A 22,668-nucleotide genomic window follows, 5' to 3' on the forward strand; every position below is an offset into this window, starting at 1 on the left:
CTCTCAGGGGTCACCTGGGGGGTTCGCCGACGACCGATGCCAGAGCCGTCGCCGGATCATGGGCCGCCGGGCCCACCGGTGCCCAGCGGCCCCGCTCCTTGCGGAAGGGCCACCAGCGGCCGTCCCGCCCGAGGCGCAGCTGGGCCGATCCGCCCACGACGGTCCAACGGTTGCGCGCGAACCGCAGCGAAGGCCGCTCGCCCTCGTCCCACGCGGTCTCCAGGGCGGCACGCGCGCGTGCGAGCGGCTCCGCCGGTACGTGCCACTCCTCGTCCAGTACGGCGAGACCCGCGGCCCCGCCGTACCGCCAGGCGCGAACGGCGAGCGCCAGTCCTTCCCGGCCGCGCCCCGAACCGTCGCCGAGCCGTGCTTCGATGCCCGGCCCCGGGCCACCGGCGGCCAGCCGCACCACGTCCTGGTCGAACGTCAACTCGTCGTCCAGGGGCTGCCGCTCGTGACCAGGACGCAGAGCCTCGGCCAGCAAACGGTGTGCCTCCCGGGCCGTCTGCGCCGCCAGGAACTCGAGCGCCGCCGGGTCGAGTCCCGGCGCGGGCCCGGTCTCGGTGTCCAGAGAGGGCGGCAGGCCGGGCTCCACGAAGGGCCGGGGCGGCTCGGGGAGCGGCGGCAGGATGTCACCCGCCGCGAACGCCTCGGCGGCGTCCACGTCGTCCCCGTGATCGTCCGCGAGGCTGCTCCCCAGGCCGCTGGACACCTCCTCACCGTCCGCGGCGGTCGCGGTTGCGCGCAGGTGGATTTCGTCCAGCAGCGCACGTTCGGCACGGCCACGCATCAGCAGCAGGACGAACGGGTCCTGATCCAGCAGGCGGGCCACCTGGTAGCAGAGTGCCGAGGTGTGTCCGCAGTGGTCCCAGGCACCGCAGTCGCACGCGGCCTCCAGGTCGCCGAGCCCGGGCAGCAGTTCGACTCCGGCCGTCGCGGCGTCCTCGACCAGATGCGGCGGCATCTCACGGTCGAGCAGGGCAGCCACGTGCCCGGCCCGCTCGACCGCCATGTCCAGAAAGCGGTCCCAGTGTTCCCCGGACAGCTCCTGCAGCAGGACGTCGGCACGGTGGCCGGTGCCGTCGCGGTCCTGGACGACCGCGGTCACGCGCCCCGGGCGCACCGACACCGCGCCCACGGCCCCCGCCCGAGCCAGCCTGCGCCCCGCCTTCACCTGCTCCCCGTCCAGCGCCGCGTCCTCGAGCGCCCGCAACCAGGCCCGGCCCCACCACGTCCGTGCGAAACCGCCGCCCCGTACGGGAGCCAGTGCGGCGAAGGTGCGCTCCTCGTCATGTCCCGTGCGTTCCGTCATCGCGCGTCCCCTCGAAGCTCCACCAGATCGGCCAGTTCTGCGTCGGACAGCTCGGTCAGCGCCGTGTCGCCCGCACCCAGCACCGCGTCGGCCAACTCCCGCTTGCGCAGCAGCATGTCCGCGATGCGGTCCTCGATCGTGCCCTCCGCGATCAACCGGTGCACCTGCACCGGCCGCGTCTGGCCGATGCGGTACGCCCGGTCCGTGGCCTGCGCCTCGACGGCCGGATTCCACCAGCGGTCGTAGTGCACGACGTGCTCGGCCCGCGTCAGGTTCAGACCCGTGCCGGCCGCCTTCAACGACAGCAGGAAGACGGGCACCTCGCCTTCCTGGAAGCGCTCCACCATCTCCTCGCGCTCGGGTACCGGTGTCCCGCCGTGCAGGAAGCGAGTGGGCACCCCGCGCGCAGCCAGGTGACGTTCCAGCAGCCGGGCCATCCGGACGTACTGCGTGAAGACCAGAACGCTCGCCCCTTCGGACAGGATGGTGTCCAGCAGTTCGTCCAGCAGCTCCAACTTCCCCGACCTGCCCGGGATCCGCGGCTTGTCCTCCTTGAGGAACTGGGCGGGGTGGTTGCAGATCTGTTTGAGACCGGTCAGCAGCTTCACGATCAGACCGCGCCGTTCCATGCCGTCGGCGGCGGCGATCTCCGCCATGGTCTCGCGCACCAACGCCTCGTACAGGCCCACCTGTTCCCTGGTGAGCGACACGGCACGGTCGGTCTCGGTCTTCGGCGGCAGTTCCGGCGCGATGCCCGGGTCCGACTTTCGGCGGCGCAGCAGGAACGGCCGTACGAGCCGGGAGAGCCGCTCCGCGGCGGCGGGATCCCGGGCGCCTTCGACGGCCTGCGCGTACCTGGTGCGGAAGGTGCCGAGGCGGCCCAGGAGACCCGGCGTGGTCCAGTCGAGGATCGCCCACAGTTCGGACAGGTTGTTCTCCACGGGGGTGCCGGTGAGCGCCACACGCGCGCGTGCCCCGATGGTGCGCAGTTCCCGTGCCGTGGCCGAGTAGGGGTTCTTCACGTGCTGCGCCTCGTCCGCCACGACCAGACCCCAGGGCACGCGGCCGAGTCGGGGCGCGTCGAGCCGCATGGTGCCGTACGTGGTGAGGACGAACTCCCCGTCGGCGAGTGCGTCGAGACCGCGCCGGGATCCGTGGAAGCGGCGCACCGGCACGCCCGGCGCGAACTTCTCGATCTCGCGCTGCCAGTTGCCCAGCAGAGAGGCCGGACAGACCACGAGGGTGGGGCCGGCGGACGAGGCGTCGGACTGCCGGTGCAGATGCAGAGCGATGAGGGTGATCGTCTTGCCGAGCCCCATGTCGTCGGCGAGACAACCGCCGAGCCCGAGGGAGGTCATCCGGGCCAGCCAGTCGAGCCCTCGCAATTGGTAGTCCCGCAGCGTCGCGGCGAGCGCGGACGGCTGTCCGACCGAGGCCTGCCCCTCGGGGTCCGACAGACGTTCCCGCAGCGTCGCCAGCCACCCGGTGGGCAGGACGTCGACCATCCGGCCGTCGACCTCCGTCGAGCCCGTCAGAGCGGCACCGAGCGCGTCGACGGGCGACACCTTGCGGTCCTGCCGCGCACGAGCGTGGCGGATCTCCGCCGGATCGACCAGGACCCACTTGTCGCGCAGTCGCACCATGGGGCGGTTCGCCTCAGCGAGAACGTCGAGCTCCTGCCGGCTGAGCTGCTGATCGCCGAGCGTGAACCGCCAGTCGAAGGCGAGCAGCGCGTCGGCGGACAGGTACGACGGAGTGTCCGACGCGTTGCGGGCAGGGCCCTGCTCGTCGTCCGGTGGGCCGATGACCGCGCGGGCGGTCAAACCACGGGCCAGTTCCCTGGGCCAGTGCACCTCGACACCGGCCGTCGCCAGCAGCCGGGCCCCCTCGCCGAGCAGTTCGGCGATCTCCTCGTCGGCGATCTCCACCGCGTCCGGCACCGCCGCCGACAGCAGCGGACCGAGCGGAGCCCAGGCGCGGGCGGCCCGGCGCAGCGCCAGCAGGGCGTCCGTCCGCGCGCGCGAGCCGAAGGCGGTCGCGTCGGCCCACACCGCGGACGCGTCCGCGACGAGCGCCGGATCGCTCACGCTGTGCAGCTGGGGTACGACACGGAACACCGGCCGCGTCCCGGCCGGATCGGCGGCGCGGAGCGAGGCGAGCCCGGGAATCTCGACGCGCAGGGACACGCGGACCCCGGCGTCGTGCCCGGCGGCCACGTCCGCGGCCCAGGCGCGCAGTTCGGGAACGGCCCTGGGCTCACGGGCGGTGAAGGCGGAGCCGCCCGCCGCGACGCTCGCGGCGGGGGAGCGGGGCAGAGAGTCCACGACGGCGTCGAGGAATGCGCGCAGCAGCCGCTCCGGATCGGGCAGCCGTGGCGGCTCGCCGTGGTCCACGGGCAGCGCGTGCGCCTCGGGCGGCATCGCCGCGGCCAGGTCCCGGACCTGGTCCAGGTCCTCCGCCCGCAGCGGCCCCGCCCGCCAGGCGTCGTGCCCGTTCGCGGTGACGCCGGGCAACAGCAGGCCTCGCGCGGCGAACTGGAGCGCCAGCAGGGCGGCGGCACTCCAGAAGGCCGTCGACCGGTGGACACCGGTGGTGGCACGCGCGCGCGTGAGCACCGGAAGCGCGGCGTGCACCGGCAGCGACACGACGGGGACCGTGACCCGTCGGACTCCGGGGCCGCCGCGCCGGACGAGCGGCAACTCCCCTTCGGAGCCGTGGGCGATCCGGGGCGGTGCCGTGCCGTCCGGCCGCCAGAAGGCGACGTGGCCGGTGCGGGCGGGGTCCGCGGCCACGAAGACGGCGCTGCAGCGGGCCAGTTCGGACACTTCGGGAAGGGTTGCCACGAGGTTCGGCGGCACAGGGATGCTGGACTCCTCAAATTTGACTACCTAGCCAGGATCGCCGAGGTTACCTCACTGCAAACCTTCACCTGGTGCTCGACGGGGTGATGTGGGTCACTTTTCCCATTGAGTGGGGAGGGCATCTCAGGGTTGTACGGGGGTTCGACTCAGGGACACGTCAGGGTCGTGGTCCGGAACTGCGGGGGGTCCGATCCCGTTTTCAGGACAGAGAGCGGCAGTGGCCGCGAAGGAGGCGACGGACATGTCGAAGAGCACGAAGATCGTCGCAGGGGGTGCGGCAATCGGGATCGTCCTGCTGATCCTGCTGCCCTTCCCCTTCTGGGCCAATCTGCTGATAGTCCTGGGGATCCCCACAGCCGCGTACCTGGCGCTGGACCCCTCGCAGCGGCGCAGGCTGCGCCGCGCCGGACGCAAGGAACTCGGCCGCTGAAATGCCACCGGCCCGCGCGAGCGGGCCGGTGCGGCGGACGGGATCAGTTCGGACGTACGGCGATCTTGTCGAGGGACTCCAGGAGGCCGGGCAGTTCCGGGCCCCTGCCCACCGGCAGCACCTCGCCGGGTTCCTCGTCGAGGAGGACGAACGCGATGTCGTCGGTTCTGGCCACCATCGACCAGCCGGGACCGTCGGCGCGAAGGGTGCGGGCGTCACCCGGCGCGAACGAGGACCGCACCCGCCCCAGGGGCGGAGGGGACTCCACGTACGCGCGCGCCTCCGCGAGCACGCGGCGGATGCCCGTGCGCGGAGCGCCGCCGTCCTTCCCGGCGGCCGACCCGGCTTCCGTCGTGCCGGCTGTGGCCGACGTCGCCGCCCCGTCCGAGCCGCCCTGCCCGGCGAACGAGGCGTCGTCGATCTGCTCCCGCCACATGGACCACTGCAGAGCGATCTCGTCGGCCCCCAGACGCCGCTGGGCGGGACCCCAGACGGCGGTGTCCGGCGGGCTCAGCGGAGGCCGGTCCGACACCTCGGGATCGGGGTCGTGCGGAGCGGGCACCCCCGGTGCCGCCACGGCGACCGCGAGGGGCCAGCCCGGCAGCGCGGCCACCACGGAGTCCTCGTCGGGCGACAGGTCGTACTCCATGCCGCAGTCCCACGACGCGATGGCCACGGCGACCAGCGACACGTCGTCCACCGCCACCGTCCACCTCGCTCCCTCGCCGTCCTGGCCGAGGACGATCCCGTAGCCGTCGGCGAGCGGCGCGAGGTCCAGAGCCGCGCACGCCTCCGGGTAGTCGTCGCCCAGCACGCTGGGGAAGTTCGCGGGCGTGAGCAGTACCGCCGTCAGCACATACAGCGCGTCGTCGTCCCCGGCGGTGACGGCGTCCTCGTCCGTCCCGGCCATGCCGGCCTCCCATCGCTCTCGCTCGTCCGTCGGCGCACCCTAATGCGCCCGGCGGGCCCTTGTCACGAGCGAGAAGCCCGTGCGCAGCTGCGGATATCCCGGGCGAGCTGCAGGTATCCGGGTGGACAGGGGCGAAATGACCGGACACCCTCACTCGTTCAGGCGGCGGGCAGCCCCAGAAGTGACCGCGCGACCGTCTGCGGCGACTCGTCGCGCTCCCGCGCGAGGGCGATCACCGCCCGGCACGCCAGCTCGCTGACTCCGAACGACAGGGCCTCGGGCGACACCCAGGTCGCGGCCTCGTCCATCTGGTCCTGATCGTCCTCGGCGCACGCCGCGATGTAGACGGCGGCCGCCTCGAACAGGTTGTGCGTGCGTTTCGTCTCCCGCGCGTTGGGCTCCGCGCGCAACGAGTCGAGGAATCTGCCGAAGGACTTGCGAACGCTGCCGAACATATGGGCTACCTACCCCCCGCGTCGGTATCACAGCTCGTCCTGCTCAACGTAGAGACGGACTCGCGGCCACAGAAGGGGGACGGCGGGGCGAAGAGCGACGAACGGCGCGTTCAGTACCCTCCCCGGCGCAATCCACCGGGCGACGGCAGGGGGTCAGCCCACGCGCGTGGCGAGCGCCAGGAAACGGGCGTCCTCGTCGGCGTACGACGTCATGCGCCAGCCCGAACCGGCCAGCAGCGGCCTCAGGTTCGCCTCGGCACGCAGGTCCTCCGGGGTGATCTGCCGCCCCTGGCGTGCGGCGAGCGCCGCCCGGCCGATGGGGTGGAACAGCGCCAGTGTGCCGCCCGGCCTGACCACCCGGGCCAGCTCCCGCAGATTCTCCGGGGGGTTCGGAAGGTGTGCGACGAGCCCGGCGGCGAACACCGCGTCCAGCGACGCCGTACGCAGCGGCAGCCGGCCGACGTCGGCGAGCACCAACCGCCCGTCACGATCCCGCCCCGCCCGTACGGCGGCCTCCAGCATGGCGGGCGTCAGATCGGCCCCGAGGACCACTCCCGAGGCCCCCACGGCGGCACGCAACGGCGTCAGGGCCCGTCCCGTGCCGCACCCCGCGTCGAGCACCCGCTCGCCCTCGCGCAGGCCGAGCTCGGCGACCGCGGCGGCGTAGGCGGGCCCGTCGTCGGGAAATCGGGCGTCCCAGCGGGCCGCGCGTGCCGTGAAGAACTCCTGGACGTGTGTGTGGTCGTCGCTCATGCTCCGCATGATCCCTCACCCGAACGACGGAGGAGGCGACGCGCACGTTCGAGCGGGAGGCGGTCGTTCCTATGCATATATGCGCCATATTGCGGCAGCTTTCGAAATGCGCCCCCTCCGTGCTCCCGTGCCCCCACTAGCGTCCCGGGGCCATGGGACACCTGGACCACGCCACCTTCGGCTGGCTGACCCCCGCGCTGTCGTACGCCATGGCCTGCATCGGCGCCGCCCTCGGACTGCGCTGCACGGTCCGCGCCCTCGCCACCACCGGCAGGTCGCGTCGCAACTGGCTCGTCACCGCGGCGTCGGCGATCGGCACCGGCATCTGGACCATGCACTTCGTGGCGATGCTCGGCTTCGGCGTCAGCGGCACCGAGATCCGTTACGACGTGCCGCTGACCGTCCTGAGCCTCCTGGTCGCCATGCTCGTGGTCTGCGCCGGCGTCTTCGCCGTCGGCTACGGCCGCGACCGCGCCCGGGCGCTCCTGCTGGGCGGACTCACCACCGGCCTGGGCGTCGCGAGCATGCACTACCTGGGCATGGCGGCCGTACGGCTGCACGGCGACGTGACCTACGATCCCGCACTCGTCGCCCTCTCCGTCGTGATCGCCGTGGTCGCGGCCACCGCCGCCCTCTGGGCGGCCCTCAACATCGAGTCGCCCGTCGCGGTGACCGTCGCATCCCTCGTCATGGGCGGTGCGGTGAGCAGCATGCACTACACCGCGATGTGGGCGGTGCGCGTGGAGGTCACTCCGTCCGCGGCGATCCTGCCCGGGGCCACGGCGATGCAGTTCATCTTCCCCCTCGCCGTCGGCCTCGGGTCCTACCTCTTCCTCACCTCCGCGTTCGTCGCGCTGTCGCCGACGGCCGGGGAGCGCGAGGCATCCGCGTCGGCCCAGCGGCCGGTCGAGAACGCCGCCGCCCACTAGCCGCGCGACGGCCTTCGAAGCCCGCCCCCGAACCCTGATCGAGGAGGCCATGCGTACACCCCGCAGGACCCCGACAGCCGCCGCCGAGGCGCCACCCCGACCCGCGATACGCGGGCGCCGCGCCCACGCCGGACCACCGGCCGACGAGCACCTCGCGACCGACGGCACCGGCGCCCCGACGAACGGCCCACCCACGCGCGCGGGACGCCGCCACCTGCGCCCCCGCACCGTCCGAGCCAAGATCGTCTGTCTGCTGATGGTGCCGGTCGTCTCCCTGCTCGCACTGTGGGCGTACGCCACCGTCACCACCGCCCAGGACGTCGCCCGCCACCGTCAGCTGCAACGCGTCGACGCCTCCGTACGCGGCCCGGTCGCCGACGCCGTCGCGGCCCTCCAGTCCGAACGCGCGGCCGCCGTACGGTACGCCACCGCACCCTCCGCGGAGCGGGAGAACACGCTCCGCGGACTCGCGCGGCGCACCGACCGGGCCGTGGCCGCCCTGCGCCTCGGCGACCGCCACACCGTCGCCGACGGCACCGACCTGCCCCCAGGGGTCGCCGAACGCCTCTCCGGCTTCGTGACCGGGGCCGAAGACCTGCGTGCGCTGCGGACATCGGTCCTCGACCGCCGCAGCGGCTGGGCGCAGACGTACGAGCGATACACGGCGACCATCTCCACGGCCTTCGGCGTGGGCGGCGCGCTCACCGGCATCCAGGACGCCGAACTCGGCTCCGACGCACGCGTGCTGCTGGAGTTCTCCCGCGCGGCCGAGGCGCTGGCGCAGGAGGACGCGCTCCTGTCCGGCGCCCACCTCGCCAAGACCCTCGACCGCGAGCGGCTGCGCCTGTTCATCGGCGCCGTCGACACACGCCGCACGCTGACCGAAGCCGCCGGAGCGGACCTGCGCGGCCCGGAGAACGCGGCCTGGCAGGAGCTCGCAGGAGGGGACGCCTACGCCGACCTGCGCGCCCTCGAGGACGAGGTGGTCGCGAGCCACCCCGGAGCACAGGTGCTCCACGCCGTCCCCGAGGCGGCCTGGACGTCCGCCCACGCGCGCGTGCGGGACGACATGCGCGGCATCGAGACGGACGCCGGCCGCGGGGTCGCCGACCGGGCCGACCCGTTCACCCGCGCACTGCTCACCCCGGCGGGAGCCGCCGTGCTCCTCGGCCTCGCCGCGGTCGCCGCCTCCCTCGTCATCTCCGTACGCATCGGACGCGGTCTGGTGGTCGAGCTGGTGAGCCTGCGCAACGGCGCCCTGGAGATCGCCCGCCGCAAACTGCCGCACGCCATGCGCAGACTGCGCTCCGGCGAGGAGATCGACGTCGACGCCGAGGCCCCGCCCGGCCCGCCCGCGGAGGACGAGACCGGTCAGGTCGCCGAGGCCCTCGGCACCGTGCACCGCGCGGCCCTCCGCGCGGCGGTCGAGCGCGCCGAACTCGCCAGCGGCATCTCCGGGGTCTTCGTCAATCTCGCCCGCCGCAGCCAGATCCTCGTGCACCGCCAGCTCGCTCTCCTCGACAGTATGGAACGCCGCTCCGACGATCCCGACGAACTCAGCGACCTCTTCCGCCTCGACCACCTCACCACGCGCATGCGCCGCCACGCGGAGAGCCTGATCATCCTCTCCGGCGCCGCCCCCGGCCGTGCCTGGCGCATGCCCGTGTCCCTGACGAACGTGGTCCGGGCGGCCGTCTCCGAGATCGAGGACTACGCGCGCGTGGAACTGCGGCAACTCCCCGAGGCGAAGATCGTCGGCACCGGGGTCGCCGACCTCACCCACCTCCTTGCCGAACTCGTGGAGAACGCCGCCCAGTTCTCACCGCCCCACACGCGCGTACGGGTCACCGGTGAACCGGTCGGCAACGGCTACGCCCTGGAGGTCGAGGACCGGGGCCTCGGCATGGGCAAGGAGACACTCGCCGAGGCCAATCGCCGCATCGAACAGTCCGAGGCCCTCGACCTGTTCGACAGCGACCGGCTCGGCCTGTTCGTGGTGAGCCGCCTCGCCGCCCGGCACGGCATCAAGGTCCACCTGAGGACCTCCCCCTACGGAGGGACCACGGCCGTGGTGCTCCTGCCCACCGCGCTGCTCCACAGCGGCGTGCCGGAACGTTCCCCCGCGGCATCCGCCGAAGCACCCCCGCCCGAGGAACGCGAGTACGCGCGCGTGACCGCGACACCGCGTCAGGAACCCGTGGAGCGGTCGGCGAACCGCCACGCCCTGACGGCTCCCGTGGCCTCCGTCGGGCGGAGTGCGGGGGAGCAGGGCCCGCCCGAGGCGCCGCCCGGTGTGACCACCCTGCGGCCGAACCGCAGGGCGCCGGAACCGGAGGACACGGACCGACTGCCGCGCCGCGTACGACAGGCGCACCTCGCGCCCCAACTGCGCGAGCGACACACCGGGCAGCCCGCGTCGGCGGCGCCGCCCGGAGCGGACGACGAGCGCACGCCGGAACTCGTCAGGGACCGCATGGCGGCCTACCGCGACGGCTGGGCACGAGGCGGCGGCAAGGCACCCGGCAGAGGAGTCGCACAGGGCCCCACGAGGGGCCGCGACAGCAGCGAAGGAGACCCCGCATGATCCAGGACCCGAGTACCAGGGCCACTGAACGCTCCGGTGAACTCGACTGGCTGCTGGACGACTTGGTCCTGCGCGTGCACGAAGTGCGGCACGCCGTGGTCCTGTCCAACGACGGCCTGGCGGTCGGCGCCTCCAGCGACCTCAGGCGCGAGGACGCCGAGCACCTCGCCGCGGTCGCCTCCGGCTTCCACAGTCTCGCCAAGGGCGCGGGCCGTCACTTCGGCGCAGGGGGCGTACGTCAGACGATGGTCGAGATGGACGACGGCTTCCTCTTCGTCGCCGCCGCCGGAGACGGCTCCTGCCTCGCCCTACTCACCTCCGTCACGGCCGACATCGGGCTGGTGGCGTACGAAATGGCACGGCTGGTGAAACGCGTCGGAGAGCACCTGCGGACACCGACCCGAGCCGGCGCACGCCCGCCCACGGCCGGATGAACCAGGGACAGGCCGTGCTCATGACCGAAGACAGTGACACCGGCGCTTCGCACGAACCGGCGGGCGGTCGCTGGTACGACCACGAGGCCGGGCCGCTCGTCCGCCCCTACGCCGTGACGGGCGGGCGCACCAGACCGGGTCACGGCGGACCGCGCTTCGACCTGATCGCCCTGGTCTCGCTCGACCCCGGCGCACCCGGCGCCGACGACGCATTGCTCGGTCCGGAACACCGCGCGCTCCTGGAACTGTGCCGGACCGAGACCCAGTCGGTCGCCGAACTCGCCGCGGGCGCCGACCTGCCCGTCGGTGTCGTACGGGTACTGCTCGGGGACCTCGTGGAGGCGGGCCGCGTCACCATCAGTCGCCCCGTGCCGCCCGCGCGACTGCCGGACGAACGGATCCTGCGGGAGGTGATCGAGGGGCTGAGGGCGCTGTAGATGAACACGAACCCGGTTGCGACCCGTACCGACTTGCGCACCCAACCCGGCTCCGAACGGGCACAAGCGGTCGGTGAGAAGTAAAACCGGTCCAACGCCCCACGAACGAGTGGCAGTTGCCAAGATGCTGACTCCTCACGGCCGTACCGATGTCGATTACGGCCGACACTCCCGAGAGAAGTGATCGATGGTCTCCGAGCATTCCGATGAGACAGACGGCGACACGGGCGCCCTGGCACTGAAGATCCTCGTCGCCGGTGGATTCGGCGTAGGCAAGACCACGCTGGTCGGCGCGGTCAGTGAGATCAAGCCGCTGCGCACCGAGGAACTTCTGAGCGAGGTGGGCCAGTCGGTCGACGATACCGACGGGGTGGACCAGAAGGTCACCACCACCGTCGCCATGGACTTCGGCCGCATCACCATCAGGTCGGGGCTCTCGCTCTACCTGTTCGGCACCCCGGGGCAGGACCGGTTCTGGTTCCTGTGGGACGAGTTGGCGCAGGGGGCGTTGGGCGCCGTCGTCCTCGCGGACACGCGGCGACTGCAGGACTGCTTCCCCGCCGTGGACTACTTCGAGCACCGGCACATCCCCTTCGTGGTCGCCGTCAACTGCTTCTCGGAAGCACGCGCCCACGGCGCCCAGGACGTCTCACGCGCCCTCGACCTGGACCAGGGAACCCCCGTGGTCCTCTGCGACGCCAGGGACCGCGACTCCGGCAAGGAAGTGCTGATACGCCTCGTCGAATACGCCGGGCGGATGCACACCGCCCGGCTGCTCGACTCCGTGGGCTGAACCGGCGCCAACACGCCTGTTCCTGGCCGGATACTGTCCCTTGACACCGCTGTTTCGGGTGGGGAAGCACCCGTTGTCGCTGTTCGCGCGGAAGGACCGGCATGCCTTGTCGGTCATCTTCCCCGCCATGTTCGGATCCTGCTTGCTCCGACAGCAGCCGTGGGGAAGGCTGAATCGTCGGATCCTCCGTGTCCGGGGGAACGACGAAACGGGGAGTGCGAACGATGTCGCAGAACGCGGGGCTCGGTTGGCTGCTGGACGACCTGACCGAGCGCGTGGAACCCATACGACACGCCCTGGTGCTGTCCAACGACGGACTGGTCACCGCGGCCAGCACCGGCCTGCGGCGCGAGGACTCCGAACACCTGGCCGCGGTTTCGTCGGGTCTGCACAGCCTCGCCAAGGGCTCGGGCCGCCACTTCGGCGCCGGTGACGTACGGCAGACGATGATCGAGTTCGACGACGCGGTGCTCTTCGTCACCGCCGCCGGGCCCGGCAGCTGCCTGTGCGTCCTCAGCGCGGCGGAGGCGGACATCGGGCAGATCGCGTACGAGATGACGCTGTTGGTGAACCGTGTCGGCGAACATCTCCGAGTCGACGCCAGACACCCCGAACGTTCGGCCGCGATGGACCGCTGACCTGCGGTTCTCTCTGTGGCGGGCAGAGTTATCCACAGGCCCGCCACGACCTTCCGCGAACGGGCTACGGTTTTTCCCGAGGCGAGCGCGAGACCAGCGCGAGCACCACACACCGCACGGGGGAGAACCGCCATGTCCGGAGACACCGTCACACAGTCGGCCACGCACACCACGACCGCCACCCACACCGCGACCACCGAGCCCAGCACGCCCACCACACGACGTGGCGCCCCGGCATCGGCGAGGGCGGCCAGGGCAGTCAGGACCGCCGGGGCGGCCGGCGGCACCCTGGCACTGAGCCGAGCCGCCCGCGAACTGGGCCTGAAACGCAGCGAACTCGACCTCGCCGTACAACTGGGCTGCCTGCGAACGGTCGTCGACGACGGAGGCGGAGGTCGTCGCGTCCCCCGGGCGGAGATCGAGCGGCTCCGGGCCGAGAAGGGCTTCCCCGAAACCTTGCGGGAACGGGTCGATGCCGTGGGGACCAAAGCAGCCGCCGAGATCCTGGGCGTGCCGCCCACCCGGTTCACGCGCCTCGCACGCCTGGGACTGGTCACGCCGGTCAAGTTTTCGCTCAACCGCTACCGCGCCGTGCTCTGGTTCTATCCGTCGGCCGAACTGCGGCGGTTCGCGGCCGACGAGAGGAACGTCCCCTGGCTGACGGAGCGTGTCCCGGAGGATCTCAGGCGCCGTCTGGACGCGGGACTGGACCTGCGCCCCCGGAACTGGCGTGGGCGCCACCTCGGAGCCCTGCTGAGGCAGGCGGACGACCCCTGGAGCCGCGCGGCCGCTACTGCCTCCCTGCTCGACCCCGTCCAGGTCGCCGAGATCGTCCACGACCCCTACGAGCGCGCCCACCTGCATTTCCACCGGCCCGCGCGAACCCACCACGGGACGCCCGACTCACCCGCCGCACGGATCACCGCGCGGATCATGACCGCGGACGACCCCGATGAGATCGCCTGGCTGCGGGCGGACCTCTACCGGTCCCTCGGCGAGGCCCGGGCCCACCGGCTCGCCCCGAGGCCCCGCCGGAAGGTGCCGTGGTCGTCGGCCTGGGACGAGACACCCGGCGCGACGACCCGCCCCGCAGCGCGGCCACCCCGGGGCCGACGACGCCCCGGGCACCCCGTGCCCGGCGCCGGCACGGCTCCCGAAGGGCGACGCGGTCTGCTGGGCTGGCTCCGGCGCAGACACCACTGACCCGCCCGGTCACGCCTCGAGCTTGCGGAACAGCCCTTCCTGGACGACCGACACGAGCAGACGTCCTTCCAGGTCGTAGATACGGCCGCGGGCCAGTCCGCGGCCGCCGACCGCGATCGGGGACTCCTGGTCGTACAGGAACCACTCGTCCGCGCGGAACGGCCGGTGGAACCACATCGCGTGGTCCAGCGACGCCATGTCGAAGCCACGGGGTCCCCAGAGGGGCTCCACCGGAATGCGGACGGCGTCCAGGAGCGTCATGTCGCTGGCGTACGTCAGCGCGCACGTGTGCACGAGCGGGTCGTCGCCGAGGGGACCCACCGCGCGCATCCACACCGCGCTGCGCGGCTCGGCGTGCTCGACCTCCTCGGCCGTCCAGCGCAGCCGGTCGACATACCGGATGTCGAAGGGCTGCCGCCGGGCCATGCGCTCCAACTGCTCGGGAAGCGTGCCCAGATGCTCGCTGATCTCCTGCGTCACCGTCGGCAGCGACTCGGGGTCGGGCACCTTGCGGGCCGGCGGCAGCTGGTGCTCGAAGCTCCCCTCTTCAGGCTTGTGAAAGGAGGCGGTCAGATTGAAGATCGTGCGGCCCTGCTGCACGGCGGTGACCCGGCGCGTGGTGAACGACCGCCCGTCCCGCACCCGCTCGACCTGGTACACGATCGGCACCCCGGGGCGGCCGGGGCGCAGGAAGTACGCGTGCAGTGAATGCACCGGCCGGTCGCCCTCGGTGGTGCGTCCGGCGGCGACCAGCGCCTGGCCGGCGACCTGCCCGCCGAAGACCCGCTGGAGGGACTCCTGCGGACTGCGCCCACGGAAGATGTTGACCTCGATCTGCTCCAGGTCGAGCAGGTCGACGAGCCGCTCGGCGGGGTTGGTCGTCATGTGCTGGCCTCTCCTGTGCTCACAGCTGACCGACGTCGGTGACCTTGACGACGGCGCGTCCCTCGGCGTCGGAGGCCGCGAGATCGATCTCCGCGCTGATCCCCCAGTCATGATCGCCGTTCGGGTCGGCGAAGGTCTGCCGGACCCGCCACAGCCCGTTCTGCGGCTCCTCCTCGATCATCAGCAGCCGCGGGCCACGGGCATCGGGACCGGTGCCGAGCTCCTCGTACTCGTCCCAGTACTTGTCCATCGCCTCGCCCCACCGCTCGGCGTCCCAGCCGGCCTCGGCGTCCATCTCGCCCAACTCGTCCACCTGGTCGAGCGCGGCCAGTTCGACGCGACGGAACATGGCGTTGCGGACGAGCACCCGGAAGGCACGCGCGTTGGAGGTGACCGGCTTGACCTGATCGGCCCGCTCCTGGGCCTCCTCGGCCGTCATCTCCTCGGGGTTGGCCAGCTGCTCCCACTCGTCGAGGAGACTGGAGTCGACCTGGCGCACCATCTCGCCGAGCCAGGCGATCAGGTCCTCCAGATCGTCGGACTTCAGATCGTCGGGGACGGTGTGGTCGAGGGCCTTGTAGGCGCCGGCGAGGTAACGCAGCACGATGCCTTCGGTGCGGGCCAGTTCGTAGTGGGACACCAACTCCGTGAACGACATGGCCCGTTCGTACATGTCACGGATCACGGACTTCGGCGACAGCGGATGGTCGCCGACCCAGGGGTGGCTCTTGCGGTACGTGTTGTACGCGTGGAAGAGCAGCTCCTCCAGCGGCTTGGGGTAGCTGACGTCCTGCAGCCGCTCCATGCGCTCCTCGTACTCGACGCCGTCGGCCTTCATGGCGGCCACGGCCTCACCGCGCGCCTTGTTCTGCTGGGCGGCGAGGATCTGCCGCGGGTCGTCCAGCGTCGACTCGACGACGGAGACCATGTCGAGGGCGTACGACGGGGATTCAGGGTCCAGAAGTTCGAACGCGGCCAGCGCGAAGGTGGACAGCGGCTGGTTGAGCGCGAAGTCCTGCTGGAGATCGACCGTCAGCCGGACGATACGGCCCTCGGCGTCCGGCTGGTCGAGCTTCTCGACGATGCCGCCGTCGAGGAGCGAGCGGTAGATCGCGATCGCACGGCGGATGTGTCGCAACTGCTGCTTGCGGGGCTCATGGTTGTCCTCCAGCAGATGGCGCATCGCCTCGAAGGCGTTGCCCGGCCGGGCGATCACCGACAGCAGCATGGTGTGCGTGACCCGGAAGCGCGAGGTCAGCGGTTCCGGATCGGAGGCGATGAGCTTCTCGAAGGTGTTGTCGGTCCAGCCGACGAACCCCTCGGGAGCCTTCTTGCGGACCACCTTGCGACGCTTCTTCGGATCGTCGCCGGCCTTGGCGAGGGCCTTCTCGTTCTCGATGACGTGCTCGGGCGCCTGCGCCACCACGAAGCCCGCCGTGTCGAAGCCCGCCCGGCCCGCGCGGCCCGCGATCTGGTGGAACTCACGGGCCCGCAGGGTCCGCACACGGTTGCCGTCGTACTTGGTGAGGGCGGTGAACAGCACGGTGCGGATCGGGACGTTGACGCCGACGCCGAGCGTGTCCGTGCCGCAGATGACCTTCAGCAGACCGGCCTGGGCGAGCTTCTCCACCAGGCGTCGGTATTTGGGCAGCATGCCGGCGTGGTGGACGCCGATGCCGTGCCGAACGTAACGGGAGAGGTTGCGGCCGAACTTGGTGGTGAAACGGAAGTTGCCGATCAGCTCGGCGATCTGGTCCTTCTCCTCCCGCGTGCACATGTTGATGCTCATCAGCGCCTGCGCCCGCTCCACGGCCTGCGCCTGCGTGAAGTGCACGATGTAGACCGGAGCCTGCTTGGTGGCGAGCAGCTCGCCGAGCGTCTCCGTCAGCGGGGTCAGGACATACTCGTAGGACAGGGGCACCGGGCGCGTCGCCGAGCGGACCACGGCGGTCGGGCGACCGGTGCGCCGGGTGAGGTCCTTCTCGAACATCGAGACGTCGCCGAGGGTCGCCGACATCAGGATGAACTGGGCCTGCGGCAGCTCGAGGATCGGGATCTGCCAGGCCCAGCCCCGATCACCCTCCGCGTAGAAGTGGAACTCGTCCATCACGACCTGGCCGACGTCGGCGTGCTTGCCGTCGCGCAGCGCGATGGAGGCCAGCACCTCGGCCGTGCAGCAGATGACGGGGGCGTCGGCGTTCACGGAGGCGTCGCCGGTGAGCATGCCGACGTTCTCCGTGCCGAAGATCTTGCACAGCTCGAAGAACTTCTCCGAGACGAGCGCCTTGATCGGAGCCGTGTAGAAGGTGACCTCGTCGCGGGCGAGAGCCGCGAAGTGGGCACCCGCCGCGATCATGCTCTTGCCGGAGCCGGTGGGCGTCGACACGATCACGTTCGCGCCGGAGACCACCTCGATGAGCGCCTCCTCCTGGTGCGGATAGAGGGTGAGACCGCGTTCCCGGGCCCACGACTCGAAGGCTTCGTAGAGGGCGTCGGGGTCGGCGGTCCGCGGCAGCTGATCGATGAGGGTCACGCCCCCATCTTGCCTGCCCGCGCACCCGATGGGGGAATCGGCTGCCGGACCGAAGATCGCGAACGCTACGCTGTGGCGCCGACGGAACGTCAGCGCACCTGGACAACTGGACAGCGACACAAGGCGCCTGGACAGCGGCACGAACAGAACGGGACGGGGCACGGCCATGATGGGACCAGCACACTCACTGTCGGGAGCCGCCGCATGGCTCGGCGTGGGAGCCGCGGCGGCCGCCACCGGGCACACGATGCCCTGGCCGGTGCTCCTGGTCGGTGCGCTGATCTGCGCGGGTGCCGCGCTCGCCCCCGACCTGGACCACAAGGCGGCGACGATCTCCCGTTCCTTCGGTCCGCTGTCACGCTGGGTGTGCGAGATCGTGGACAAGCTGTCGTACGCCGTCTACAAGGCGACGAAGAAGCAGGGCGACCCGCGTCGCTCGGGTGGGCACCGCACGCTCACGCACACCTGGCTGTGGGCGGCGCTGCTAGGTGCCGGTGCCTCCGTCGCCGCCATCACCGGGGGCCGCTGGGCGGTGCTGGCCATTCTCTTCGTGCACCTGGTCCTGGCCATCGAGGGCCTGCTGTGGCGGGCGGCCCGGGGTTCGAGCAGCGATGTGCTGGTGTGGCTGCTGGCGGCGACGAGCGCCTGGATCCTCGCCGGTGTCCTGGACAAGCCTGGCAACGGGGCGGACTGGCTGTTCACACAGCCGGGCCAGGAGTATCTGTGGCTCGGGCTGCCGATCGTGCTGGGGGCGCTGGTGCACGACATCGGGGACTCGCTGACCGTCTCGGGTTGCCCGATCCTGTGGCCGATACCGATCGGGCGCAAGCGCTGGTACCCCGTGGGCCCGCCGAAGGCGATGCGGTTCCGGGCCGGCAGCTGGGTGGAGCTGAGGGTGCTGATGCCGGTGTTCATGGTGCTCGGGGGAGTGGGTGCGGCGGCGGCGCTGAACGTCATCTGACCGGGTGCGGGCACTGGCTCCGGCGGGACGGCCGCCCGGCTCCGGGGGACGTGCTCGCGCGGCGGTCAGCTCGGCAGGGAGTCCTCGTCCACGATGTGCATGGCGGCCTCCTCGGCGGAGGCGGCGGCCCCGTCGATCCCCACGTCGGTGGCGATCAACCCGCTCTCCTCGTCCTCGTGCGCGCCCTCGTCGGGGGCGACCAGACGGCCGGAGCGCAGGTCGCCCACCTCGTTGTCCAGCGGCTCGCCGTCGGTGTCCTGGGAGTCGCCGATGCCGTCCCCGTCGGGGTAGGCGATGTCCGGGAGCTCTTCGGCGAGGCGCTGCTCCAGCGTCTCCCCGCGCAGCCGCTCCGCCGCCGTCACACCGGTGTGCTCCACCGCCCATGGCCGCTCCGGTGGGGACCAGCCCCGGTCGAGGGGGTCGGCCACACCGTCGGCGACCAGGGTGTCCTCGGCGTCCAGCAGCCCCGCGTCGTCCTGGATCTCGGATCCGTCTGGCTGGTAGACGTCGTCTCCCCATCCGCCGGCTCTGTCCACGGGTACCTCCAGTGGTGGGGCGGGCCCGGTGCCACCGTTCGGCGACGGTGGGCGCACGGACCGCTGGGCCACGGCCCGAACCCCGCGAACCGGGCGGTTCACGGGCGTCCCCCGAATCAGTGCCCACCACCAGCCTTCCACTCGCGTTCGGCACCGCGCAACGGCAGGGCGACGGCAGCCGTCGGACCCCGCCGGAGTCTGCCCCCACTGCCGGGTCCCGCGAGTCGGTCAGCCGTGCCACGACCTCCACAGTGCGGCGTACGCGCCGTCCGCGGCGACGAGCTGGTCGTGGCTGCCCAGCTCGCTGATGCGGCCGTTCTCGACGACGGCGATGACGTCGGCGTCGTGGGCGGTGTGCAGGCGGTGGGCGATGGCGACGACGGTACGGCCGTCGAGGACGCGGGCGAGGGAGCGTTCCAGATGGCGGGCCGCCCGCGGGTCGAGGAGCGAGGTCGCCTCGTCCAGGACCAGCGTGTGCGGGTCGGCGAGGACCAGCCGGGCCAGCGCGATCTGCTGGGCCTGCGCCGGGGTGAGCGTGAACCCACCGGAACCGACCTCGGTGTCCAGCCCCTCGTCCAGAGCTCGCGCCCAGGCGTCGGCGTCGACCGCGCCAAGCGCCGCCCACAGCTCGGCGTCCCCGGCGCCCGTGCGGGCCAGGAGCAGGTTGTCGCGGAGGGAGCCGACGAACACGTGGTGCTCCTGGTTGACCAGGGCGACGTGGGAGCGGACGTCCTCGGCGGGCATCCGGGACAGCTCGGCGCCGCCGAGGGTGACACGGCCGTCGCGGGGCGCGTAGATCCCGGCGAGGAGACGGCCCAGGGTCGACTTGCCCGCGCCGGACGGGCCGACGAGGGCGAGCCGGGTGCCGGGCGCGACCTCCAGGGAGACCTTGCGCAGGACGTCGACGCCTTCGCGGTATCCGAAGCGCACCCGGTCGGCGTGGACATGTCGCCCCTCGGGGGCCACGGCCGGGTCGCCCGCGTCGGGCTCGATGTCGCGTACCCCGACCAGACGGGCCAGCGACACCTCGGCGACCTGCAGCTCGTCGTACCAGCGGAGGATCAGGTTGATCGGGTCGACGAGCATCTGGGCGATGAGCGCGCCCGTGGTCAGCTGCCCGAGGCCGATCCAGCCCTGGAGGACGAACACCCCGCCGATGATCAGGACGGACCCGAGGACCGTGGTGTGCGTGAAATTGATGACGGGGAAGAGCACCGACCGCAGCCACAGGGTGTATCGCTCCCAGGCGGTCCATTCGCGGACCCGCTGGTCGGAGAGGTCGATGCGGCGGGTGCCGAGGCGGTGGGCCTCGACGGTGCGGCCGGCGTCCACCGTCTCCGCGAGGACGGCGGCGACGGCGGCGTACCCCGCGGACTCCGAGCGGTAGGCGGAAGGGGCACGCTTGAAGTACCAGCGGCAGCCCACCACCAGCACGGGCAGGGCCAGCAGAACGGCGAGGGCCAGCGGGGGCGCGGTCACGGCGAGGCCGCCGACGAGCAGGACGACCCACACCACCCCGATGGCCAGCTGGGGCACCGCCTCGCGCATGGCGTTGGCGAGCCGGTCGATGTCCGTGGTGATGCGGGAGAGCAGGTCACCCGTGCCGGCGCGTTCCAGGACACCCGGCGGCAGGCCGACCGACCGGACGAGGAAGTCCTCGCGCAGGTCGGCCAGCATCCGCTCGCCGAGCATGGCGCCGCGCAGTCGTACCTCCCGTACGAAGACGGCCTGGACGACGAGGGCGACGACGAACACCGCCGCGGTGACTTCCAGATGGAGTTCACGCGCTCCGTCGGAGACCCGCTCGACGAGTGCGCCGAGCAGGTAGGGGCCCGCCATCGAGGCCACGACCGCGACCGTGTTGACGGTGATGAGCAGGACGAAGGCCCGGCGGTGCCGGCGGAACAGTTCTGCCACGTAGGCGCGTACGGTCGCGGGGGCGCCGACGGGCAGGGTGTTCGCCGTCGTCGGGGCGGCCGGGTCGTAGGCCGGGGGCGCCACGCCGATCATGCGGTCTCCTCGATCTCTTCCAGTTCGTCCAGCACTTCGCTGAGAGCGGTCCTGCGTTCCTGCGGTCGTGCGGTGAAGGCGGTCTTCTCGGCGTCCTTCTCGGCGTCCCGACTCTCGCCGTTGTTCTCGCGGGTCTCTTCGTCGGTCTCGCGGGTGACGACGGCCCGGTACCGGGGTTCCTTGTGGATCAGGTCGCGGTGCAGGCCGACCGCCGCCACCTCGCCGTCGTGGACGAGGACGACGCGGTCGGCGAGGTCCAGCAGGAGGGGCGAGGAGGTCAGCACGACCGTCGTGCCACCCGCGCGCAGCGAGCGGACGCCGGCGGCGATCCTCGCCTCGGTGTGGGAGTCGACGGCGGAGGTCGGCTCGTCGAGGACCAGCACGTTCGGGTCCGTGATCAGGGAGCGGGCCAGGGCGAGCCGCTGGCGCTGGCCGCCGGACAGGGACCGTCCGCGCTCGGTGATCCGCGCGTCCAGCGGGTCCTCGGCGTCCAGTGACCCCTGGACCAGCGCTTCCAGCACGTCACCGCACTGGGCGGCGGTCAGCGCGTCCTCGGCGGTGACGTGCCCCGAGGCGGGGACGTCGAGGAGTTCGCGGAGGGTGCCGGAGAGCAGCACCGGGTCCTTGTCCTGGACGAGGACGGCCGTGCGGGCGGAGTCGAGGGGCAGTTCGTCGAGCGGTACGCCGCCGAGGAGCACGGAGGTGCCCTCCTCGGGGGCATGGCCGCCCAGCCGTTCCGCCAGTCGTCCGGCCGCGTCGGGGTCACCGCACACCACCGCTGTGAGACACCCGGCGGGCGCGAGCAGCCCGGTGGCCGGGTCGTACAGGTCTCCGGTGGGCACGGTGGCCTCGCGGGACCCCTCGGTGTCCGTACTCCGCTCCAGCGACAGCACCCGGGCGGCCCGCTTCGCGGACGGACGGGAGAAGGAGTACGCCATCGCGATCTCCTCGAAGTGTCTGAGCGGATACGTCAGCAGCATGACCGCGCTGTACACGGTGACCAGTTCGCCGACCGTGATCCGGCCCTCGCGGGCGAGACCCACGCCGTGCCAGACGACCGCGATCATCAGCAGCCCCGGCAGCAGCACCTGGATGCCGGAGATGAGGGCCCACATACGTGCGCTGCGGACGGCGGCGTGCCGGACCTCCTGGGAGGCGCTGCGGTAGCGGTCCAGGAAGAGCTCCTCGCCGCCGATGCCGCGCAGCACGCGCAGGCCCGCGACGGTGTCGGAGGCCAGCTCGGTGGCGCGGCCCGCCTTCTCACGCTGGAAGTCGGCGCGGCGGGTCGCGCGGGGCAGCAGCGGAAGCACGGCCAGGGCGAGGACGGGCACTCCGACGGCGACGACGACGCCCAGGGCGGGCTGGTACACGACCAGGCCGACGCAGACCAGCACCACGGTGAGGGCGGCGGCGGTGAAGCGGGAGACGGCCTCGACGAACCAGCCGATCTTCTCTACGTCGCCGGTGGAGACCGCGACCACCTCTCCGGCCGCGACCCGGCGGGTGAGCGCCGAGCCGAGCTGGGCCGTCCTGCGGGCCAGCAACTGCTGGACGCGGGCCGCGGCCGTGATCCAGTTGGTGACCGCCGACCGGTGCAGGAAGGTGTCGCCCAGCGCGATGGTGAACCCGCACACCAGCAGCGCCACGCCCGCGAGGGCGAGTCGGGAGCCGGAGCGGTCGACGACGGCCTGGACGGCGAAGCCGACGCAGAACGGAAGTCCGGCCACGGAGGTGAAGTGCAACAGCCCCCACGCCAGCGCCTTGAACTGTCCGCCCAGTTGATTCCGGCCGAGCCACCACAGGAATCGTGGGCCCGAGCGAGCGTCCGGCACGCCCGGGTCTTCGTACGGAAGGTCTTGAATCTGCATGACGTCCCAGAGGCTCGAGTCAGGGGTGGGGGAAGTGGGGGGAGGAAAGGGCGGCGGGGTCCAGTGACCGGCTGTGAAAGGTTCGCGTCGCGTCCTGGTCGGAGGCAAACGGTTTTCCGGTGCCGGGCAAAGTTTC

At 72.0% G+C, this 22,668-nt stretch carries 19 protein-coding genes; 9 read left to right on the forward strand and 10 right to left on the reverse strand.

The window, feature by feature from the left end; genetic code table 11:
* Positions 1-10: 10 nt before the first annotated feature.
* Both ACZ9QC_RS37605 and ACZ9QC_RS37610 read right to left on the reverse strand, forming a co-directional pair.
* Positions 11-1,312, reverse strand: coding sequence for an SWF or SNF family helicase (locus tag ACZ9QC_RS37605; RefSeq protein WP_472917173.1), 1,302 nt, complete (start codon positions 1,310-1,312; stop codon positions 11-13).
* Positions 1,309-4,170 (reverse strand): DEAD/DEAH box helicase, encoded by a 2,862-nt coding sequence (locus ACZ9QC_RS37610; protein WP_472917174.1) that lies wholly within the window; start codon positions 4,168-4,170, stop codon positions 1,309-1,311. The genes ACZ9QC_RS37605 and ACZ9QC_RS37610 overlap by 4 nt, the downstream gene beginning before the upstream one ends.
* A 220-nt stretch (positions 4,171-4,390) precedes the next feature.
* On the opposite strand from ACZ9QC_RS37610, the gene ACZ9QC_RS37615 reads away from it, so the two are divergent.
* Complete coding sequence (locus ACZ9QC_RS37615; protein WP_472917175.1) at positions 4,391-4,603, forward strand: hypothetical protein; 213 nt, start codon at positions 4,391-4,393, stop codon at positions 4,601-4,603.
* A gap of 43 nt (positions 4,604-4,646) precedes the next feature.
* On the opposite strand, the gene ACZ9QC_RS37620 is transcribed toward ACZ9QC_RS37615, so the two are convergent.
* The 3 genes from ACZ9QC_RS37620 to ACZ9QC_RS37630 form a co-directional block, all read right to left on the reverse strand.
* Entirely contained in the window at positions 4,647-5,513 is an 867-nt protein-coding gene (locus tag ACZ9QC_RS37620) for a hypothetical protein (RefSeq protein WP_472917176.1), read from the reverse strand.
* A 158-nt stretch (positions 5,514-5,671) separates the two neighbouring features.
* A complete protein-coding gene (locus ACZ9QC_RS37625) occupies positions 5,672-5,968 on the reverse strand; it encodes a hypothetical protein (RefSeq protein ID WP_472917177.1) in 297 nt (98 codons plus the stop codon).
* 153 nt (positions 5,969-6,121) lie between these two features.
* Positions 6,122-6,721, reverse strand: coding sequence for a class I SAM-dependent methyltransferase (locus ACZ9QC_RS37630; protein WP_472917178.1), 600 nt, complete (start codon positions 6,719-6,721; stop codon positions 6,122-6,124).
* A gap of 152 nt (positions 6,722-6,873) precedes the next feature.
* On the opposite strand from ACZ9QC_RS37630, the gene ACZ9QC_RS37635 reads away from it, so the two are divergent.
* From ACZ9QC_RS37635 to ACZ9QC_RS37665, 7 genes are all read left to right on the forward strand, one after another.
* On the forward strand, positions 6,874-7,650 hold the full coding sequence (locus tag ACZ9QC_RS37635) for an MHYT domain-containing protein (RefSeq protein WP_472917179.1): 777 nt from the start codon (positions 6,874-6,876) through the stop codon (positions 7,648-7,650).
* Positions 7,651-7,699: 49 nt separating this feature from the next.
* Positions 7,700-10,234 (forward strand): sensor histidine kinase, encoded by a 2,535-nt coding sequence (locus ACZ9QC_RS37640; RefSeq protein WP_472917180.1) that lies wholly within the window; start codon positions 7,700-7,702, stop codon positions 10,232-10,234.
* Complete coding sequence (locus tag ACZ9QC_RS37645) at positions 10,231-10,668, forward strand: roadblock/LC7 domain-containing protein (protein ID WP_230224768.1); 438 nt, start codon at positions 10,231-10,233, stop codon at positions 10,666-10,668. Before ACZ9QC_RS37640 ends, ACZ9QC_RS37645 begins: the two co-directional genes overlap by 4 nt.
* Positions 10,669-10,688: 20 nt before the next feature.
* Complete coding sequence (locus ACZ9QC_RS37650; RefSeq protein WP_472917181.1) at positions 10,689-11,105, forward strand: DUF742 domain-containing protein; 417 nt, start codon at positions 10,689-10,691, stop codon at positions 11,103-11,105.
* A 187-nt stretch (positions 11,106-11,292) separates the two neighbouring features.
* Positions 11,293-11,898, forward strand: a complete 606-nt coding sequence (locus ACZ9QC_RS37655; RefSeq protein WP_184897215.1) for a GTP-binding protein — start codon at positions 11,293-11,295, stop codon at positions 11,896-11,898.
* A gap of 224 nt (positions 11,899-12,122) precedes the next feature.
* Complete coding sequence (locus ACZ9QC_RS37660) at positions 12,123-12,536, forward strand: roadblock/LC7 domain-containing protein (RefSeq protein ID WP_184897217.1); 414 nt, start codon at positions 12,123-12,125, stop codon at positions 12,534-12,536.
* A 132-nt stretch (positions 12,537-12,668) separates the two neighbouring features.
* A complete protein-coding gene (locus ACZ9QC_RS37665) occupies positions 12,669-13,739 on the forward strand; it encodes a DUF6397 family protein (protein WP_472917182.1) in 1,071 nt (356 codons plus the stop codon).
* Positions 13,740-13,748: 9 nt separating this feature from the next.
* Here the strand turns inward: ACZ9QC_RS37665 and ACZ9QC_RS37670 are convergent, their stop codons facing one another.
* Both ACZ9QC_RS37670 and ACZ9QC_RS37675 read right to left on the reverse strand, forming a co-directional pair.
* The gene (locus ACZ9QC_RS37670; protein ID WP_184897395.1) at positions 13,749-14,624 is read right to left on the reverse strand and encodes an acyl-CoA thioesterase; all 876 of its coding nucleotides are present in this window, start codon (positions 14,622-14,624) and stop codon (positions 13,749-13,751) included.
* A 19-nt stretch (positions 14,625-14,643) separates the two neighbouring features.
* Positions 14,644-17,157 carry a DEAD/DEAH box helicase gene (locus ACZ9QC_RS37675; RefSeq protein WP_472917183.1) on the reverse strand — a complete coding sequence of 838 codons (2,514 nt, stop codon included), beginning with the start codon at positions 17,155-17,157 and terminating at the stop codon, positions 14,644-14,646.
* 166 nt (positions 17,158-17,323) lie between these two features.
* Here ACZ9QC_RS37675 and ACZ9QC_RS37680 point away from each other — a divergent pair, with 166 nt between their 5' ends.
* Entirely contained in the window at positions 17,324-18,118 is a 795-nt protein-coding gene (locus tag ACZ9QC_RS37680; RefSeq protein WP_230224779.1) for a metal-dependent hydrolase, read from the forward strand.
* 65 nt (positions 18,119-18,183) lie between these two features.
* Here ACZ9QC_RS37680 and ACZ9QC_RS37685 read toward each other — a convergent pair whose 3' ends face one another.
* The 3 genes from ACZ9QC_RS37685 to ACZ9QC_RS37695 all read right to left on the reverse strand — a co-directional run bounded on the left by ACZ9QC_RS37685 (position 18,184) and on the right by ACZ9QC_RS37695 (position 22,532).
* The gene (locus ACZ9QC_RS37685; protein WP_472917184.1) at positions 18,184-18,654 is read right to left on the reverse strand and encodes a DUF5709 domain-containing protein; all 471 of its coding nucleotides are present in this window, start codon (positions 18,652-18,654) and stop codon (positions 18,184-18,186) included.
* 228 nt (positions 18,655-18,882) lie between these two features.
* Entirely contained in the window at positions 18,883-20,664 is a 1,782-nt protein-coding gene (locus ACZ9QC_RS37690) for an ABC transporter ATP-binding protein (protein WP_472917185.1), read from the reverse strand.
* Complete coding sequence (locus ACZ9QC_RS37695) at positions 20,661-22,532, reverse strand: ABC transporter transmembrane domain-containing protein (protein ID WP_472917186.1); 1,872 nt, start codon at positions 22,530-22,532, stop codon at positions 20,661-20,663. The genes ACZ9QC_RS37690 and ACZ9QC_RS37695 overlap by 4 nt, the downstream gene beginning before the upstream one ends.
* Between the last annotated feature and the right edge of the window lie 136 nt (positions 22,533-22,668).

It is taken from the genome of Streptomyces sp. HUAS MS02, from assembly GCF_055702265.1.